The sequence below is a fragment of the Streptomyces sp. NPDC001270 genome, assembly GCF_042896695.1.
In the GTDB taxonomy this organism is placed as follows: Bacteria; Actinomycetota; Actinomycetes; order Streptomycetales; family Streptomycetaceae; genus Streptomyces.
The window spans coordinates 1-16744 of sequence record NZ_JBIAXM010000052.1; the positions used below are offsets into that span (position 1 = coordinate 1).

The 16744-nt window shown below is 69.2% G+C and carries 19 protein-coding genes; 9 read left to right on the forward strand and 10 right to left on the reverse strand.

Translation table 11 applies throughout. The annotated features are described in order from the left end of the window. Positions 1 to 1241: 1241 nt before the first annotated feature. Together ACFY2B_RS42490 and ACFY2B_RS42495 are read left to right on the forward strand one after the other, a co-directional pair. Positions 1242 to 1862: a hypothetical protein gene (locus tag ACFY2B_RS42490; RefSeq protein WP_390768429.1), complete on the forward strand. Its 621-nt coding sequence runs from the start codon at positions 1242 to 1244 to the stop codon at positions 1860 to 1862. A gap of 56 nt (positions 1863 to 1918) precedes the next feature. Continuing rightward, on the forward strand, positions 1919 to 2338 hold the full coding sequence (locus tag ACFY2B_RS42495) for a helix-turn-helix domain-containing protein (protein WP_390768430.1): 420 nt from the start codon (positions 1919 to 1921) through the stop codon (positions 2336 to 2338). Between the two features lie 356 nt (positions 2339 to 2694). On the opposite strand, the gene ACFY2B_RS42500 is transcribed toward ACFY2B_RS42495, so the two are convergent. The 3 genes from ACFY2B_RS42500 to ACFY2B_RS42510 all read right to left on the reverse strand — a co-directional run bounded on the left by ACFY2B_RS42500 (position 2695) and on the right by ACFY2B_RS42510 (position 5023). Beyond that, entirely contained in the window at positions 2695 to 2844 is a 150-nt protein-coding gene (locus tag ACFY2B_RS42500; protein WP_390768431.1) for a hypothetical protein, read from the reverse strand. A gap of 348 nt (positions 2845 to 3192) precedes the next feature. Further along, the gene (locus tag ACFY2B_RS42505) at positions 3193 to 4524 is read right to left on the reverse strand and encodes a replication-relaxation family protein (RefSeq protein WP_390768432.1); all 1332 of its coding nucleotides are present in this window, start codon (positions 4522 to 4524) and stop codon (positions 3193 to 3195) included. Positions 4525 to 4825: 301 nt separating this feature from the next. Then, positions 4826 to 5023 carry a hypothetical protein gene (locus tag ACFY2B_RS42510; RefSeq protein ID WP_390768433.1) on the reverse strand — a complete coding sequence of 66 codons (198 nt, stop codon included), beginning with the start codon at positions 5021 to 5023 and terminating at the stop codon, positions 4826 to 4828. A 578-nt stretch (positions 5024 to 5601) separates the two neighbouring features. On the opposite strand from ACFY2B_RS42510, the gene ACFY2B_RS42515 reads away from it, so the two are divergent. After that, positions 5602 to 5784, forward strand: a complete 183-nt coding sequence (locus ACFY2B_RS42515; protein ID WP_390768434.1) for a hypothetical protein — start codon at positions 5602 to 5604, stop codon at positions 5782 to 5784. Between the two features lie 805 nt (positions 5785 to 6589). On the opposite strand, the gene ACFY2B_RS42520 is transcribed toward ACFY2B_RS42515, so the two are convergent. The 7 genes from ACFY2B_RS42520 to ACFY2B_RS42550 all read right to left on the reverse strand — a co-directional run bounded on the left by ACFY2B_RS42520 (position 6590) and on the right by ACFY2B_RS42550 (position 13427). Further along, entirely contained in the window at positions 6590 to 7675 is a 1086-nt protein-coding gene (locus tag ACFY2B_RS42520) for an XRE family transcriptional regulator (protein ID WP_390768435.1), read from the reverse strand. Positions 7676 to 7697: 22 nt separating this feature from the next. After that, positions 7698 to 8387, reverse strand: a complete 690-nt coding sequence (locus ACFY2B_RS42525) for a hypothetical protein (RefSeq protein WP_390768436.1) — start codon at positions 8385 to 8387, stop codon at positions 7698 to 7700. 129 nt (positions 8388 to 8516) lie between these two features. Then, a complete protein-coding gene (gene tpg, locus ACFY2B_RS42530) occupies positions 8517 to 9071 on the reverse strand; it encodes a telomere-protecting terminal protein Tpg (RefSeq protein WP_390768437.1) in 555 nt (184 codons plus the stop codon). Positions 9072 to 9211: 140 nt separating this feature from the next. Further along, entirely contained in the window at positions 9212 to 10597 is a 1386-nt protein-coding gene (locus tag ACFY2B_RS42535) for a replicative DNA helicase (RefSeq protein WP_390768438.1), read from the reverse strand. Positions 10598 to 10678: 81 nt separating this feature from the next. Continuing rightward, complete coding sequence (locus ACFY2B_RS42540; protein WP_390768439.1) at positions 10679 to 11761, reverse strand: hypothetical protein; 1083 nt, start codon at positions 11759 to 11761, stop codon at positions 10679 to 10681. A 293-nt stretch (positions 11762 to 12054) separates the two neighbouring features. Next, on the reverse strand, positions 12055 to 12627 hold the full coding sequence (locus ACFY2B_RS42545; RefSeq protein ID WP_390768440.1) for a GNAT family N-acetyltransferase: 573 nt from the start codon (positions 12625 to 12627) through the stop codon (positions 12055 to 12057). Next, positions 12624 to 13427, reverse strand: coding sequence for a GntR family transcriptional regulator (locus tag ACFY2B_RS42550; protein WP_390768441.1), 804 nt, complete (start codon positions 13425 to 13427; stop codon positions 12624 to 12626). The genes ACFY2B_RS42545 and ACFY2B_RS42550 overlap by 4 nt, the downstream gene beginning before the upstream one ends. A gap of 387 nt (positions 13428 to 13814) precedes the next feature. Between ACFY2B_RS42550 and ACFY2B_RS42555 the strand changes: the two genes are divergently transcribed. The 6 genes from ACFY2B_RS42555 to ACFY2B_RS42580 all read left to right on the forward strand — a co-directional run bounded on the left by ACFY2B_RS42555 (position 13815) and on the right by ACFY2B_RS42580 (position 16561). Continuing rightward, entirely contained in the window at positions 13815 to 14675 is an 861-nt protein-coding gene (locus ACFY2B_RS42555) for a hypothetical protein (RefSeq protein WP_390768442.1), read from the forward strand. 102 nt (positions 14676 to 14777) lie between these two features. Continuing rightward, positions 14778 to 15122, forward strand: a complete 345-nt coding sequence (locus tag ACFY2B_RS42560; RefSeq protein WP_390768443.1) for a hypothetical protein — start codon at positions 14778 to 14780, stop codon at positions 15120 to 15122. A gap of 145 nt (positions 15123 to 15267) precedes the next feature. Further along, the gene (locus tag ACFY2B_RS42565) at positions 15268 to 15804 is read left to right on the forward strand and encodes a hypothetical protein (RefSeq protein WP_390768444.1); all 537 of its coding nucleotides are present in this window, start codon (positions 15268 to 15270) and stop codon (positions 15802 to 15804) included. 3 nt (positions 15805 to 15807) lie between these two features. Then, entirely contained in the window at positions 15808 to 16011 is a 204-nt protein-coding gene (locus tag ACFY2B_RS42570; protein WP_390768445.1) for a hypothetical protein, read from the forward strand. After that, on the forward strand, positions 16004 to 16195 hold the full coding sequence (locus ACFY2B_RS42575) for a hypothetical protein (RefSeq protein ID WP_390768446.1): 192 nt from the start codon (positions 16004 to 16006) through the stop codon (positions 16193 to 16195). The genes ACFY2B_RS42570 and ACFY2B_RS42575 overlap by 8 nt, the downstream gene beginning before the upstream one ends. A gap of 135 nt (positions 16196 to 16330) precedes the next feature. Continuing rightward, positions 16331 to 16561 carry a hypothetical protein gene (locus tag ACFY2B_RS42580; RefSeq protein ID WP_390768447.1) on the forward strand — a complete coding sequence of 77 codons (231 nt, stop codon included), beginning with the start codon at positions 16331 to 16333 and terminating at the stop codon, positions 16559 to 16561. The last annotated feature ends 183 nt before the right edge of the window (positions 16562 to 16744 follow it).

The following is a 16744-nucleotide window of genomic DNA, read 5'->3' on the forward strand; positions in this document are numbered from 1 at the left end:
CCCGCGGAGCGGGTACCCCAGCGCTGCGCGCTGGGAAGTGAACCCCCATGCTTCGCATGGGGGTTGAAGGTGCTTCGCACCTTCCGCTAAACCCGCTCCGCGAGTTTAGCAATTCCCTTGCTCCGCAAGGGAATTCGGATTTCCGCTGCGCTCCAATCCGGAAACCAATTCCCGCAAGCGGGAATTGGTGGGCCGTCCGCTGCGCTCCCGGCCAACCGGCTACGCCGGGCAGCAACAGGAGGGAGCTGCATCGCGTCTGCCTGCGGGTAGGATCACGAACCAGGACCGACCCCCACCCGAGAGAGAGCCCCCCAGACGAAAGCGGGCACCCCAACGGCAAACTGACCCGGAATCAACCAGACCGTTGACCAGAAGAAGAGTCCCAGCAAGGCCATCGTGCCAGCCACACACCCTCAACCAGCAACCGACCATAGCACACCAACACGCACTATCGGCACCCCACATGAGCACACATCAGCCAAACTGATGCATCGGCATCATCCGCCCGCTTCATCACGTGATGCAGAGGGTAGGATCACGAGCAGATCGCAACCCCCTATCTCAGGAACGAAGGCGCGCAGAAAACGACGAAAGTATTTACCACCGCGCTCCCCACTCAGGCGAGGAATTAACGAATTGGAAAGCTGCGGACCCGGGCCACAGAACGGTACCTCAGATATCGGAAGACGTGAATTCCGTCGTGCGGAGGTACCGGAGCCGAACGGCCCCCAGGCCGGGCGGCGGAACCACCCACTGGCACCGGCCACGCTTCCGTGTTTTTGAGCGTCACGGTCGATACCACCCGAGACTCAGAGCCGTTGCTGCTGTCCCGAGCCTGCACCGGGCCACGGTGCCGCACGCGAAGCGAGCTCAGCCACGGAGGCCGGCGCCCCTCGAACCGGTGGTTGTCAGCGGCGACACGCCCGCTGCTGCCAGCTGCTTGTGCCGTGCAGTGCGCGGCGTGGCGGCCGGGGTTCAGGGGTCAGCCAGTGTCTAGTGACACATAAGAGTGTTCCGCGCCGAAACGGCCGATGACCTGCGGTGATACGAAACCGTTTGTTCTAGATCTCCAGAACAAACGGCTCCCGGGTGTTCTGGAGATCTAGAACAAAGTCACCCCGAATCTGACGGGTCGTTAAATGACTGTGGGACACCGGTTGTTCTGCTCCTCCAGAACAAGCCGGTTTACCTAGTGCTACCGTGCTCCCCGAACCGTTGATCATCCCTGGAGGACTGTGCTGATGGAACAGCTGCCGATCGTCCGCCCCGGCGAGCGCGTGGTCGCGCGGTCGGACGGCAAGGGCGGCTTGATCCTGGGCGTGGAGAAGATCAAGGGCCGCGAGTTTGCCGCGAGCGCGGAGTGCAGCGGCTACGTCCTGGACGCCCGGCTGCTGATGGACGTGCTCGGCAGCCTGAAGATGCCCGGCTCCTGGTTCCAGGTCTGGTGCAAGCTCGTGGCGCTGCAGAACGCCAACCGCGCCGATGACCAGACCCGCGCCGCCGCCCGCGGCTTCGTGAAGACCAACCAGCGCGACCTCCAGGCCCGGTGCCACCTGTCGGCGGCCTCCGTGAACGAGGCGTCGCAGTTCTTCGCTCACATCGGCTGGATGCGCACCGCCAAGCGCGGGATCCTCCAGCTGAACCCGTGGCTGACGGTGGCCGGCACCTCCGGCGAGCAAGAGAAGTGGCAGGCGCTCTGGAACAACGCGGAGGGCCCGGCCTGCATCATCCCGCACGCCGACTACCCCACCGAGTGGCGCCAGGCGCGGGAGGCGGAGAAGAAGGCCGCCGAGGCCGCCCGCCGCAGGGAGAAGGTCGTCACGCTCCGGCAGCGGCGGCCCGTACGCAAGGCGAGCGCATGACCTGGCGCGGCATATCCTCGGTACAGCGTCGACCTGATCGAAAGTGGTGAGGCTCTGTGAGCAGCTCTTACGTCCCCAGCCCTCCCACAGAGGCACCCGTCACGATCTCCCGTGACGTCCTGCGCCTCCTGGCCCTGGTCGACATCACCACTGCCGGCCGACGTGTCCTGGACCAGCTGCTGTACCTCAGCGACCCGGACACCGGCACCGCCGCGATCAGCCAGAACGAGATGTGCTCCGAGCTGGGTGCCAGCAAGCCCACCGTGAACCGCGGCTTCAAGGAGCTCCGCGAGTGCGGACTCGCCTGGAGCCTCGAAGACGGCCTCTACCAGCTCCACCCGCTGCTCACCGGCGGCGCGGTCTCCTCCCCCGTCATGCCAGTCCCCGAGATCCGAGCCGCCGAGCCCGGACGCTTCACCGAGCAGCGACGGGCCCGGTTCGCCGCCCAGACAGCCAACCTCGCCGCCACCGGCTGAACACCCCGCCCAGGGCCCTCACCAGCCCTCCAGCGGCTCCTGGCCCCGCGAGGACCCCAAGGCGCTGCACCCCGGGTGCAGCGCCTTCGTCGTACCCACCCGCAATCAAGCCGGTAGCACTAGCTAAACCGGATTGTTCTGGAGCAGCAGAACAAACGGCGGGCATCCCTCGCCGGAGCGGTCGACCGTGCCACGGGGCGACCGGTAGCACCAGGTGAACCGGGTTGTTCTGGAGGGGCAGAACAGCCCGCGGCCCGGTTGCGATGTGCCGCCTTCATGACAGTCTCGCCCCCGAGCAAAAAGACAGCGGCCCCGAATCCGCCGGGCGGGATTCGGGACCGCTGCTTTCCTTTTCACTATTCGGCGTCGAGCACCTTCATGTGCTCCGCCAGTGAGGCGTACTCGCGGGAATAGGCGGTCTTCAGCGCGTACTCGATGACGTCACGTTTGCTCATCCCCTGCCGCTCTCCCACCAGCGCCATCAGGTCATCCAGCAGTGGCGACACCCGCGTATTGAGCTGCACGAGGGCCCGTGCCCGCCGCCCGCGCACAGGAGCGGGCGGAACCTGTGCCGAGGCCGGAGCTGGGGGGCCCTGCTGATCGTTCGCCTGGCCAGCGGTGAAGCGTACGAGCGCCTCGTAGGACTCAGAGTTCGTCATGAACTGCCAACGAGCCCGACAGTTTCCTGTTGTGCGGTCGCCACCCACAGCCAGAGCCCTGACGGCTCATTCCAAAATTTTGGAACGAACGGCGGCTGCCTGGCCGGGGAGCCAAGCACTTACCGACGACACCCTCCAGCACTGGATCAGCACCCGCGCCTGGCGTAGCGCACGGCGCGCTGTTCACAGTCGGGGTCAGGCGCGGCGGCGCCTGAAGATGCCGCCGGTTGGCGGTTGCTCCGGGGTGGCTTCGGCGGCGGCGCGCTGGCGGTGGTTGAGGCAGGGCCGGCATTCGCCGCCGGGCGTGAGGCCGTCGTCCGGGTAGACGCGGCTTCGGCAGGTGGGGCACACCCATTTCGCGGTCTCCATCTGGCGGCGTTCCTCCTCGTACGCGCGCTGCTGCCGCTCGCGGTCGGCCTTTTCGGCGGCGCGGCGGGCGTCCTCGCGCGCGGAGTGGGCGCGGTGGTCGTCCGGGTTGTCGAGGGCGTCGTCGAGGGGCTGCCAGGCCGTGTGGCCGTAGCGCCACCAGACGGGGCCGTGCGGGCCGTGCCGGGTGAGCAGGCGCAGCGTGGTGGCCAGCAGGGGCACTTTGCCGTCGTAGTCGCGGTAGCCGTCGGGCTGTTCGCCCTCGCCGCGGTAGTCGCCCTCCCAGGTGCCGTGCCAGTGCTCGCGGGCGAGCTGGCCGACCTCGCTCATCCGGGCCTGTATCGCGGCGGGGCCGACGTTCTTGGTGAACACGAGCGCGACCGGGGGGTGGCCTTCGCGGGGCGAGGCGGGCCACACGGTCCGCCACAGCGGCAGCTGCCGCCCGTTCAGGTCGGCCCGGCGGGCGAAGAACCGGGCGTAGCGGGCGACTTTGTCGGCGACGACCGGCGGGCCTTCGGTGCCGTTGTCGACCTCCACGAACAGCAGCGGCGCGACGGTGCCGGGGGAGGCGAACACCAGGTCGGCGCGCAGGCTGCCGCGGGCGGGGGACAGGAACGTCCCGCCGACCGGCAGCACGGCCTCGGTCGACCAGGCCGCGAGCGGCCCGAGCCCCGCCGGCGCCGCCGCGCCGCCGACGGTGGGCGTCGCCGTGGCGGGGGAGGAGGCGGGCTGGCGCTTGCGGACGACGGGCTGGGTAGGTTCGGGCGGGGTCTGGAGGAACGCGGCCAGGGCCTCGGTGACCGCTCGCGCGTGCTTGGCCCCCGATGCTGCCGCTGCCTTCGCTGTCCCGCCCATCTCGCGCGCGGGACGGTCCAGGACCACCGCGGCGGCCTCCAGCCCGGCCGGGGTCAGCGTCCAGAGTTTCTCCGTGACCCGTACCCCGTCCTCCCGGACGTGCACGGCGCTGCCGGGCGAGATGGTCAGCCGCTCGGCCTCCAGGTCCTTCAGGCCGCCACGGACTGTCGCCGCGTCCTTCGTGCCGGGGCACATCAGCCGGCGGATCTGGTCCGGGGTCGCAATCTTCACCACCCCCAGCGCGGCCAGGCACATCGTGCGCGTCCGTCCCGTCGACCCGTACCGGCGCACCCGCGAACCGCCCACCCGTCCCTCCCTCCCCGGCCCGGCCCCTCCCGCGGGGCGGCCCTCTGTCCTGCCCGATCATGCAGGACAGAGGGGAGTCGAGGCACAGCCGGGGCCCATAAACGCGCGGTGACCTGTGTAAACACGGGCCGGATGCGGTCAGGGCACCGCAGGGGGAACGCAGGGGCAATACCAGGGGTGAACGCAGGGGGTGAGCAGGGCTGGCCCGGCGGCGTGCCTTCGTTCCCGTTCCGGTGACGGCCTGCGGGTCCGGCCGTGGTCGGGGCGGGCGGCGGCCCCGACCACGGGCTGGCGTCCCGGCTCACCGGCCGACGGCGCCGGCACTGCCGACGGTGACGACCACAGTGACCACGGCGGCCAGCACCGCCGCCCCGGCCAGCGCGACCGTGAACGGCTGGGTCAGCACCGGGCGACGGTAGACGGCGTAGCCGAGCGCGCAGACGACCAGCAGGACGACCAGGACGAGCAGCAGGACGACCAGCAGAGCAAGCGTGGACATGACGGATTTCCCCCTCAGGGTTGGGTACGCAGCAGGGGCGTGCGGTAGTTGGCGGCGCAGGGTGTTGGCACCCCTGGCCCTTGGGTCGCGGACAGCTGGCCCGGACAAGGCGGCGCCAGAATCCCGGAGACGGGGGCAAGCCCCGCAACTCCCGCCTGACCAGCGCGTTTAGTACCGGGTGCGAGCCTGGACACACGGTCAGGTGCGAGGCAGGACGGCACGGCGCTGCGGCACCCCCGACTCTGCCAGCTCAGAACTTGAATTCAAGGCTTCCTGACCTGCGAAAACGTCAGGCCCAGTTCTTGAATGCGCGCCGCCGGTCCGATAGGCGGCCAGACAGAGGGCGCGAAACGCAGGTCAGCGCTCCGCGCTGGTGAGCAGACGCAAGTAACACCGCGCCTTCAAAGGGAAGTTAGGGAGTCGATTGCCTGACGGGCAGGCAGCGCGGCGCCGACCGCGGGACCGGGAGCCGGAGTTCACTGCCTCACGCGCGCACGACACGCGCGCGCCCTGGCCCACCGGACTCCCGGAAGGACGGCGGTGAAGAAGAACAGCCCGCGCCGGGCGAGAATCCGACAATGAACGACCGCCGCCCCCTGGGCACCGGACCGCAGCCACTGCCCGCCGAGCCGCCCGCGCCGCGCGCCCAGCTCGCCGCCGAGCGCCTCCTGGCGGCCGCCCCGGCCGCCGAGCCGCAGCACGCCCCACGGCCGACTGGGCGCCGCACCCTCGGCGCCGGCCCCGACCCAACCGGGCTGTGACAGACGCTGTGACACAACTTTTGTCACAGCCGACCCGGGCCGGCCCCTACCGGCATCCGTAGGCGCGTCCCCGCGCACACGTACGCGTACACCGCGCCACGCCCGGCACGCAACACGCGGCACGCGCGGCAGCGGACACCCACGGCCGCGCCCTCTCGCCGTGTGCTCGTGCACGTGCGCGCTTTCGCGCGCGACACCCCCATCACCCGGCTGCCGAACGGATCTGATCGGCAGCCGCCCACCAATCACAGCCGTTCCCAAGCTGGCCAGCAGATCGCCGCCGCTAGCACGGGTGCTAGACCTAGCACCCCCCTGCCGCTAGGCCAGGGCCCCTGATCAGGCATCTAGCACCTAGCAGCCCTGCCAACACCCCGCCCGCATACCGGAATCCAGGCCCCAGCGGGCCCTCTGCCCGCAGCCGCTAGACACCCTGACGGACCGTAAGCCACTGCACGACGACCTGACGGCCCATGCGGCCCGCCCCTCCCCAGGGAACCCGGGCGTGCCTGCGAGCGAGGCGGACGACCTGGTGGCCACGCTGGAGGCCGGTGCGACCATCGGGGCACAGAGCAAGCTGGACGGCATGGCGCCGGCCTCTCGGGGCTCGCTGTTCGCGGACGGCTGGGACGAAGGCGTGACGGGCGTGAGCGAGGCCCTGGAGGGCATGGCGGACCGCGACTGGGCGCGGCGCGGCGGCCGGTCGGCCGGTGCTGCTGAGCTGGCCGTGCATCTCGCGGGCGTGCGGCAGCAGGCGCTGCTCGGCTCGAAGCCGGTGGCGTACGTCGACTCGCACGCCGTGCGGCCTTTATCTCACAAGGCTCAGCGCGGGGCGCGCCGGGGCCGTTCGTTGCTCGCCCCCGGCTACGCCGATAGGGACAAGCCCGAAAACATAATCGTTGAGCTCTTCAGGAAATATATCGACGGCCTTTGCGATGTCGACAGGACTTTTCCCCTCGGCTCGCATGACCTCAAATACCTTGGTAATGAGTTTACTGCTTTCGCGGACCAGGGATGATTTCGGTTCTGCCTTTCGGTATCCGAGCTGGGCAAGTTGTTTTGCGGTTTGGCTGTATCGCCATTCGGAGAGGAGGCTTAGTGTGCGGAGGCGGTAGGTAAAGGCCATGGCGGAGACGCCCCAGCGTCGTTTGGCGCTGAGGATGCGTAGGACGTCGGCGTTGTTGACCTGTTGGGCGAGGATGCCGGCCTTGGGCATGAGGAAGGCTGAGGCAAAGGCGTCTGCGGCGGCTTCTGCTTCGGGCCCGCGGGGGGATTGGTAGCCGCTGTGCAGTACGAGGTGGCCGAGTTCGTGGGCTGCGTCGAAGCGTCCGCGTTCGGCTGTCTTGCGGGTATTGAGCATGGCGTAGGGGGTGCCGTGCCTGATGGTGGAGAAGGCGTCGATGTCGAGGCAGTCGGGGGCGAGGGAGAAGACGCGGACGCCGTGTGCTTCGAGGAGGTGGACCATGTTCGGGGCTGGTGCTTCTCCCAGGCCCCATTCGACGCGGACTCGTTCTGCTGCGGCTTCGGGGTCCAGCTCGGAGTAGGACGGCACGTCGGGCTCGGGCAAGGTGAAGTGTTCTTCACACCAGAGGTTGATGGTGGCGGCGATGGAGCCGCAGCTAAGGGCGCTGTCGCGTTCGGCCGCGTTCATCTTGGACGGTGCGCGGAAGCTGACGGCGCCGGGGAGCATGTCGGGTGCTGGCTGGGCGTGAAAGAAATTGATGGGGAAGCGCAGCGCGGAGGCGAGTGAGGAAAGTGTTTCCACCGAAGGGGTTTTTCTGGCGTTCTCGAAGGCGGTGAGGCTTTGCGGCGAGTATCCCGATTCGCGGGACAGTGCCGCAAGAGTCATGCGCCGTCGCTTGCGTGCCAGTACCAGTCTTTCGGGGGTGAACACTTTCCCCAACTCCCGTCGTGCTTTATGTATTCGGCTTGGATTTTACCTCGAAGTCGAGGTCACCGCCGTCACTGCCGTCGCCTTCGTCAGGCGAGTCCAGTAGGCCGAGGTCGAATCCGGGATCCTCACCAGTGAACAGCGGGATCCGTTCACTCCACTCGTTCACGTACTTCCCCTCCATTTTTACCGGAAGGGACAGTTCTGCAACGAGTCGACCGTCTTCGGTTCGTCCGTAGAGGAGGAACCACAGAGGCATGGAATCGAGCTCGCCGCCGAACATGATTTCGTCACGCGAGGCGATGACGGCCTGCCCGCTGCGCTCGAACTTGACGTTGTCTTCGACGAGCTGAGCCATGACACGGCCCTTGGGGTTTTTCGACCTGACCTTGCTGTCCGGATCGCCCACGCCGCCGGCCCCGCTGACCGCGGTGATGGCGTGGCTGCCGGTGGGGTGGACGACCCGCAAGATGCTGTCACGCCTGGTGTACTTCCACACCGGGTCCGGGTCCTGCTTCTTCGGGTCGGTCAGCTGTTCCGCGAGGTAGCGGTTGGCCCTGCTCCAAAACGTGATGCCTGGCATCGCCGGCGCGTCGAGCTCCGTGCACATCCGGGCCTCACTGGTCGCCTGAGACAAGGCGTCCTGGAAGAGCTTCTTCGTCACCCCCAGCTGCGCTAAACGCGCCTGCTGCACCTGTGCTTCATCGCCACTCACTGCATCCCCTCCCTGCGGTTGGTTTCACAAACCGTACCTGGTTCAAGGTCCGATTTTTGAAACCTCAGCGATCATGGCATAAGCGTTCGATTATGTCACGGTGGGCGGAGCAGGCACCGCGTCCCTTCCCTACAGGTCGAACTCCACGTGTTCGACATCGGTGAACTGGACCTCCAGGCCAGTGGCGCGGCGGCCGCCGTCGCGGAAGTAGACCTCGCCGAGCGCTTCGGCCGCGAGGTCGCGCAGCTGCTGCTCGCCCGCGCCGGCGTCCTGGGCGTCGAACAGCCGGGCGGCGTGGTGCGGCGGCAGGGCGATGGTGAGGTGCCGGATCCGGGCGTCGTCGGTGGTGCCCGGCGCGGCGGTGAAACCAAACCGGGCGCGGGTGTCGACGACCAGGCCGGTGCTGGTGGCGGCCTGCCGGCGGGCGGCTTCCCGGACGCGGGGCTGCCAGCGGGCGCGCACGGCGTCCTCCAGGCGCCGGGCGAGGTCGGCGCGGGGCCGGCGGATCTGATCCCGCACGTACCGCTCCACGGTCCGCTGCGAGACGCCGAGCTGCTCGGCTGTCGGGCGGGTGCCCTTGAGCTGTCGGACCAGGTAACGCATCTGCGCACCGGCCGACTTGGGTATCGGGCGGGTGTATGCCTGCTGCACGGCGCGGGCCAGGCCGTCGGAGATCAGGCCCATCGGGCGCCTCCCTTCAAGATCGACTGTGTGGGCTTGTGAGCGCCGGTCACCCGGCCCGGCGAGGGAATTGACGCCGGAGGGGGTGATCGGCCGCGAGGGAGGCGCTCAGGGCGCCTGTGGGGCTGAGGAGGGGGTTGTGGTCACCCCATGTCTTCGAAACGGCTGTAGTGGAGCCGTGCGGCGACGGTCAGGGTGCATGTGGGCCCGAACCTGTTCTTCTCGATGATGAGGTCGACCTCGCCGGCCCGGGGCGATTCCTTGTTGTCCACGTCGGGGCGTTCGACCTTGATCACGAGGGAGGCGTCGTTCTTGATGGCCCTGGATTCGCGCATGAGGCCGTCGTCGTTGAGCTGGGAGAGGGCGATGACGTGGCAGCCGAGCTGGGTGGAGAGGTTTTTCAGGCCGCGGGAGACGGAGGCGACGGCCTGCTCGCGGGTGGTGGTGCGGGACTGCTCGACTTCGACGAGTTGCAGGTAGTCCACGACGAGGAGGTCCAGGCCGTCCGCGCGGGCGCAGGCCCGTGCGGCTGAGGTGATGTCGCCCAGGGATGCGCCGTCGGGCCGGTAGACCCGCAGCGGCAGTGTCTGGAACAGCTCCGGGCCGAGCCGCCAGACCTTCTCCCAGCCCTCCGGGGTGAGGACGCCCTGGTGCGTCATGTGGTGCAGGGGGATGTCCCCTTCGGCGGCGGCGATCTTCTGCATGAGTTCGGTGGCGCTCATCTCCAGCGAGGAGAACATCACCCTCCCGCCGGCCTTGGCGGCGGCCACGGCGGCGTTGAGCGCGAGGGTGGACTTGCCCACGCCGGACCGCGCGGCCACCACGGTCACATTGCCCGGCTGCATCCCCGAGGTGAGGGCGTCGAGGTCGGCGAACCCGTACGGCAGACCGGCCTTCCTGCCGTTCTGGATGTCCTCCAGGTCCGCGACGAAGTCGAGGTACAGGTCGCCGACCGCGGGCGGCGCCTCGTGCAGGCCCGGCGTGCCCGCGATGATTTCGGTCAGCTGCTGCTCGACCAGGTCGCGGACTTCGTCCTCGTCGCCTTCCTCGCTGTAGGCGAACTCCAGGATGCGCAGTGCCGACTCGATCACCGAGCGCCGGTAAGCCTTCGCGCGGACGATCTCGGCGTAGTGCGGGCCGTTGGCCGGGGTCGGCACCGCCTGCACGCAGGTGTGCAGGTAGGACCGGCCGCCGACACGGGCGAGTTCCCCGCGCTCGGTGAGCCTGTCGGCGACCGTGACCGGGTCGACCGGCTCGCCGGCCGCATGCACCGCGCAGATCGCGCGGTGGATCGTCTGATGCGCGGGCCGGTAGTACTCCCCGGCGGTGATGCCCGTCTCCAGGATCTCGGCGAAGAACCGGTGCGACGGGCCCGGGCTCCCGGAAAGGATCAGCGATCCGATGACCGACTGCTCGGCGTCGAGGTCCTGCGGCGGCACCCGGGTGAACCCGGCCAACTGCCCGCTGTCCCGCCCTCCGGAGTCGCCGCCGGGGGCGTCGTGCTGCTGGGCGGGAATGCTGGTGGACACTGGAGGTCTCCTGTTCGGGTTGAGCGTTCAGGGGAAAATCGCGGGCCGTTCCCCGGCATGGGAGCGGCCCGCACTGGTCTGTCAGGCGGGCACAGCCATCGCGCAGTCCAAGCAGCCCTTCCGGTACCGGGCCGGATGAACCGGACACCGCTCACGGCCGGACCCGGGACTGCTCAGCTGCCTGCCCGCAGCAGCGATGACCTCATAGCGGGCTAGATCCCTGATCCGCGTAGGCACCAGGGACGACGGCCGCTTGAATCCCTCCGGGTCCCTGGTCAGCTCTTGCGCGAGCACACCCCGGTCAACTTCGAAGATCGACGGCCAGCCCTGCTGACCCATCGACTGCAGCAACAGCGGCGCGTACTTCCGCGCCGACACCGCGCCCATGTGATGCGGCGGCGTCAGCTTCTGCAAGAACGACTCCGCCGCATGGAGGTCCTTCGGAGCGAAGCTCTCCCCCTCCTCCTCCATCTGTGACGGAAGCGACCGCGAGGGCTCTGTGGGGGAGGAGGGGGAGGAGGTATTTACCTCCTCCGGGGGGTGTGGGGGGGACGGCTTCGCGCTTCTCCTGTCAGGAGAAGCGGTCTGACCTGCGGAAATGCGCCGCTTTCCGGTTCGCCTGTCAGCGCGTGCCTTGTCAGCGCGTGCCTTGTCAGGAGAAGCGGTCTGACCTGCGGAAACATGGTTACCTGTTGGTAGGTTGCGCACCGCTTCTCCTGACAGGGGAAGCGGGTCATTAACAAGCGATTCGGGCAGTGGCGGAGGTGTCCAATGTGGGTTCGACGCGGGGAACTCGTAGAAGGTGTACGAGACCTTTCCGAAGGTTCCGCCGTTGTCCTGCGAGCGGTGAAGGAAGCCAGCTTCGCGCAGCCGGGCGACGGACTCGTAGACAGCCTTGCTGCCGATCAGCCCCTTCCCGTTGGAACTGGTGATCCCTTCACGGCGCAGTGCCGCGACAAGGTCGTCCACACTGAATTGCCTGCCGTCCTCGCACATGAAGTGGATGTGTGCGAGGACCAGGAAGTCGAGGGCGTGGCTCAGGCTGCTGCCGTACAGCATGTGCCGGTACAACGGCACCGACGGGCGCAAAGCTGCGGAACGTCCGGTGATCCGCGCCGCTCCCGGCGCCTCATCAGGATCCGGCGTATCGCTCTGGTGGTGCAAGGTGGTGCATCTCCCCAGGTAGGGGAGCCGTGACCAGCGGGTGTGACCTGGCAGGTGGCCCGGAGTAGTGGCGTTGCGCGATCGGGTGGCGCATACTCTGGGTACAGGTGACCACGAGGGCCGAGAGGCCCACGGGCATCACCCCGGCGAGGTCACCTCACCGGACACGACTCAGGTGTGTGGTAGCGGCTGAGTCAAGGAGTTGGGTTCGAGGGCCGTCCTGTTGGCAGCAGGGCGGCCCTCGGTGTTACGGGGCGCGGGCGTGCATGTTTCCCCTTGTCGCTGCATGCGGGTCAGAGGGGCGAGACCGGAATGTCGCCGCTGACTTCCCGTAGCCATGTCGGGTGTGGTGCCTCGGGATGTTCCTGGTGGCCGGCCGGACGTTGGGCTGCCCATCCGGACACCACGGACGGGTCGGTTGAGGTGCGGACGTGCGTGAAGCCTTCCGCGAGGTAGTAACGCTGCAACCTTGAGTTGGTGCTCCAGGCATCGAGCCGGAGCCATCGAGCGCCTTGCTGGGCGGCTTGGGTGCCCGCCCAGTCCAGCAGGACACCGCCGAGACCGGTGCCAGCGTGGGCGCGATCGACAGCGAGCTTGTGCACGTACATCGCTGGCTCGGCGATCTCCTCCGGAGTCCAGAGGCGTGCGTCGGCGTCACGGTCCAACGTGATGGTGGCGGCCGCGTCCGAGCGGGGCGTCTCGCGGATCATGAACACCTCACCTCGGCGGATCGACGCGAGGATGTGCTCGGCCGGAAACGGCTTGGCCCACTGGTCAGTCCCCCGTTCCTTCAACCATGAGGCCGCATCGGTCCGAAACTTGAGCAGCCGTGGCAGGTCGGCCTCTTCTGCCGGGATGATGATCACGGGGCTCCCCACGGGGTGCGCGGGAGGCTGGCCTCGGCGTCGTCTCGGTGCGTCTCGAACACGATCACGTGCCGGTCACCCGGAATCACGTTGACCGTGACCTGTACGGCGTTACCCGGGGCATCAAACGTCGTCGAGAAATGCTCGGCGACAGGGACGCCGGGGCCGAGGTTGAGCCGCTGCACTTCGTCCGGGGTGGGCATCCGCAGATAGAACTCGTGGAAGCCGTAGACCAGCTCGTGTCCGAGCTCCCCCAAAACCGCGTTCGTCCCACGAGCGACGTCGCCAGGGTGCATCCAGTCGCTGCCCTGGACCAGGGAGAGGCGAGTGTAGGAGTCGTTGAGGTTGTACGGCACGCCATCGAGTTTGCGGACGCGCCGACGTGCCGCGACCAGTTCCTCATTGCCGAGCCCTAGGCGCTCACGGATGGTGGCGTTGGGTTCGACGATCGAGACCTCGATGTCCTGTGACGGAGTCCGGCCGTCTTCCTCCTGGATCAGGTTGGTGAAGATGTCGATCTCGGGGGGCTTCCGCCGGAACTCGGCCTGGGGCCGGTAGACGAGGCGCTTGCGCTCGATGACGAAGTAGCCCTTGGGGCGGCGGGCCTCAATGAGGCCCTCGTTCACCAAGACAGCGAGACCCTGCCGGACCGTTTGCCGAGAGCGGACACCGTACAGCTCGCCGTACTTCTCCAGCAGCTCAGCCTCGGTGGGGATCTGAGCGCCGGCCGGAAATGTGCCGTCGTCGACCTGACGGCGCAGATCATCGGCGATCTGTTGATAGACGGGTGTGAGCTTCATGCCGACATGTCTACCGCCCCGCCCTGACATTGTCCAGTCAATGCAATCGGGTTGGTCGATGAGCTTGACGAGATCCATGAGGGAGTGCCACAGTCATCTCGCCACACATTGTCTGGTCAATGCAGTCCGATCGGATGATCTGTGTTGCGTGAACTATGTGTGCCACCCGCAGTTTCTGCGGCTCGTCTCTTCGGAGGCGGGCAGGTGGCCGGAGGCGGTAGCACCACCAAACCCCCCGGCCAGCAGGACTGTTTGTACGACCTCAGCGTGCTGATGCGCTGACCGTGCGCCAGGACACCTTGGGCTTTGGCTCGTGGGCCTGGTGGGCGGAGAGAGCATCCGCCCCGCGAACACCCCTCCCCTCTTCCTTCCTGTCGAGGAGTCGCCATGTCCGAGCTCGCCATGCCCAAGGCCGCCAAGCGCAAGGGCCGCACCCGTACCTCCCGCGTCAGCCCCCTCGACGCGATCGTCCTCTCGACGCTGTCGCCCGGCCACATCGACATGCGGACCGTGGAGACCACCCAGACCCGTCGCATCTCGGTGGTGTGCCCGGATTGCGGCACGTGGGTGGCGGTCACCCCCAACCGCGGTACCTACCTGCTCAAGCTCGTCCCGCACCACGCCGGGCGGGCCGACAGGGACACCGCGATCCGCTGCCGCTCCAGCAACCGCTTCGTCGACGTGGACATCACCGACTACGCCTGGCGCCGCCAGTACACCGACTGGGCACGCGAGGAGCGCCTCGCCGCCGACCTCACCCGCCACCGCCGCGCCACCGTCCAGACCCTCAAGGTCAGCCAGCCCCAGGAGCGCCCCGCCGACCGGCGAGCCCAGTGGGAGCGTGCGGTGCCCGCTGCCCGCCGGGCCGACGCCGCCCGTAAGGTCCCTGCCGACGCTATCCCCACGGCTCGCGGTGCGGCCGTCGACGGACCCGCCGGCGCCCCACTGGCCATGATCCCCCAGACCGCTGGGGACCGCCGCTCCGTCCAGGCCCTGGCCACCGGCATCCTTCGCGCCCTGGCCGGCGCCAGCCAGGACCGGTGCGCGAGCGACGTCCTCGCGGAGCACCTCACCCGCGCCGCCTACACGCACCTGGCCACGGTCTGGCGCCGCCCCCTGACCCCGGCGGATCAGCCCGCGCACACCGCCCTGGCGGCCTCGGTCAGGGCCGCGCTGCCCGCCCCGGCCCCGGGCGAGACCGCCGCCGCGTACGCCGTCCGCTGCCACAGGCCCGCACTCGCTGTCTGACCCGCACACCGTGACGATCGGCCACGGTCCCGGCCTGCCCCTCCCGTCCCGCCGCTCCGCCTGACAGACCTTCACCGCACCACGAGCCCCGAGGAGATCCCGATGCGTACCACTCTGGCCAGCCTCTACACCCGCTACTCCGCCCGACTCGCCGCCGCCGCGGCCGAGCAGCTCGCCGAGATCGGTGCCGACCCGGTCGCGGATGCTGACGACGTCACCCAGGAGGTGTGGCTCCTGGCCGCGCAGCTGCTTGCGCTGCCGGAGTCCGAGCACGCGTGGGTGGTGCTGACCGGTCTCCTGGACCAGGCGCTTGCCGGACTGGAGGCGTCCCGGCACCGGGAGCTGCCGTACGGGATGGACCTGCCCGGGGTCCGCTGGATGCCCCCGGTGCCGCTTGTCGCCGTGCCGTCCGCGGCCATCGTCTACCCGACGGCCTCGGCGGCCTGACGGTCCGCCACGGTCCCCCTCCCACCCCACCAGAGCGTCAGGGGTGGGAGGCGGGCCGTGGCTGGCCGTCCGGCCAGTCAGAAGGCGACAGCCCCGGAAGGTGAGAGCTCCGGGGCTGTCCGGTCAGGAACCGAGTAGGAGTCCCATGACCACAGCGATCATGACACGCGCTCTGCCCCGTACGACAGGCCAGGACCGGCACACCCTTGTCGGCCGTGCCCTTCGTGCGGGTCTGCAGGAGACCATCGACGACGTCACCACCGAGGACGATCGGGACGGCCTGGAGCCGGACGACGCGTTCGCGCGGGTGCTGGCCGCGATCAACTCCCACCGCTCCCCGCGGCCGCGATTGGCCCGGCTGCACGACAGCACCCCGGCCGCCGCGCTCGGCGAGCACCTCCTGGACGTCGTCCGTCGCCAGGACGCCGCAATCCCCGCCGGCCGCCGCGCGCCGCGCACCGCCGCGGACATGCGTGCCCGCCTCGCGGGCCTGTACGAGGAGGAGCAGGACGCCTGCGGGCTGTGCGGCAGTTGGCTGTGCGACGGGAAGTGCGGCCAGCCGGGGAGTGTTTCGGCTCCGGCCCTGGCACCCGCGTCGAGCGGCGCCGGTCAGTGCTCGAAGTGCGGTGACTGGTACGACGACTGGAACGGCGGCGTCTGCGATTTCTGCAGCAACGGGTAGCCCGTGCCGCACCTCATACAGGCGGCCCGGGCAGCGCAGCACCGCGCGGCCCGGGCCGCCCGCACGATCGGCCCCTCGCACCCGCTCACCCGCCTACTCCTGGCGGCCGCCGCGATGGCCGCCGCCGCGGCGTGGGAGGCGGGACACCGGGTGACCGACCTCCACCTGCTCCACCCCCGTGATCACGAAAGACGGCCCCGTGCCTGACGACCTCTACCAGCGCTACATGGCCGCGCACCGCGCGGACAAGGACCACCGCGCCGCCTGCACCACCTGCACCAGCGACGCCCAATGCCGCGACGGTCGGCGCATCCACGCACGCCTCGCCACGCTCCAGGACGCCTACCTCGAACGCCAGCGCAATCAGCGCGGCAAGCGCAACCCCCGCTGAGCCAACCCCGCTCAGCCGGCACCGCCACCTCTGTCGGTTGCCTCCCACGTCCGTCCCGGTCGGCCTCCCCCGGCGGCCGGTACGGGCGCGGTGAGGGGAGCCGGACAGCCCGGCACACGTCAGGAGGACCCGGAAATGATCGAGAAGATTCGCGCCCGGCAGCGGCATGCCCGGCTGATGAGGGTCGCCACGGACCTGGTCCGGGACGCGGCGGCGGGGGCAGAGGTCAGCCTCGCGCAGGTCGCGAGCCTGGCATTCGCCCGGCATGAGATGCGCATCGACGACGACGAGGCCGCGGACTACCTGGCCGCCGCCCGGGTTGCCTGTGGCTACAGCACCGATCACAGGCCCGCTCCCGCCGTCTGACGGCTGCCTGACCCGCCCGGCCCGCCCCTGTCGGCGGCCGGTCCGGGCGGCGTCCAGGGGAGCCGCGCAGCCCGCGCACTCCGCCCACCGTTGGGAGGTTTCTATGCCCCGCACCATCCCGTTGCGCGCGCCCCTGGACGAGTCCGGGCTGCCGCGCCAGGCGCCGGCCGCCGTCGTCGAGCC

Coding starts and splice junctions, on each gene's coding strand:
- ACFY2B_RS42490 (WP_390768429.1), top strand. CDS start 1,242: ATGGAACAGCTGCCGATCGTCCGCCCCGGCGAGCGCGTGGTCGCGCGG.
- ACFY2B_RS42565 (WP_390768444.1), top strand. CDS start 15,268: ATGACCACAGCGATCATGACACGCGCTCTGCCCCGTACGACAGGCCAG.
- ACFY2B_RS42510 (WP_390768433.1), bottom strand. CDS start 5,023: ATGTCCACGCTTGCTCTGCTGGTCGTCCTGCTGCTCGTCCTGGTCGTC.
- ACFY2B_RS42555 (WP_390768442.1), top strand. CDS start 13,815: ATGTCCGAGCTCGCCATGCCCAAGGCCGCCAAGCGCAAGGGCCGCACC.
- ACFY2B_RS42560 (WP_390768443.1), top strand. CDS start 14,778: ATGCGTACCACTCTGGCCAGCCTCTACACCCGCTACTCCGCCCGACTC.
- tpg (WP_390768437.1), bottom strand. CDS start 9,071: ATGGGCCTGATCTCCGACGGCCTGGCCCGCGCCGTGCAGCAGGCATAC.
- ACFY2B_RS42550 (WP_390768441.1), bottom strand. CDS start 13,427: ATGAAGCTCACACCCGTCTATCAACAGATCGCCGATGATCTGCGCCGT.
- ACFY2B_RS42515 (WP_390768434.1), top strand. CDS start 5,602: ATGAACGACCGCCGCCCCCTGGGCACCGGACCGCAGCCACTGCCCGCC.
- ACFY2B_RS42580 (WP_390768447.1), top strand. CDS start 16,331: ATGATCGAGAAGATTCGCGCCCGGCAGCGGCATGCCCGGCTGATGAGG.